The organism is Pseudoalteromonas sp. MER144-MNA-CIBAN-0113 (assembly GCF_040308965.1).
Lineage (GTDB): Bacteria > Pseudomonadota > Gammaproteobacteria > Enterobacterales > Alteromonadaceae > Pseudoalteromonas > Pseudoalteromonas tetraodonis.
In genome coordinates, this window is the sequence record NZ_JBEOOG010000600.1 from 1 (window position 1) to 236 (window position 236).

A 236-nucleotide genomic window follows, 5' to 3' on the forward strand; every position below is an offset into this window, starting at 1 on the left:
CGCACGTAATCTGGATACTTGAAGTAAACCGACAGATTGCCCCACTTTCGACGCCAAGACTCGATAACGATAGGGTATAACTTGCCCCATTTGGCATCTAATTCGGCGAGAGCGGCTTCTGCTGCATCTTTAGTGGCTGCCTTATAAACGGGTTTCAAGTCAGCCATAAACTCTTTTTGGTGCTTTGAAGCAACATACTTCATCGAATTACGAATTTGATGAATAACGCACTCCTG

Annotated in this window: 1 protein-coding gene; it reads right to left on the bottom strand. The window is 44.9% G+C overall.

Features of this window, described 5'->3' with window-relative positions; all coding sequences use genetic code 11:
* The coding region (locus tag AAEY57_RS21105; protein ID WP_350608798.1) for a transposase at positions 1-236 on the bottom strand (236 nt) is incomplete at both ends.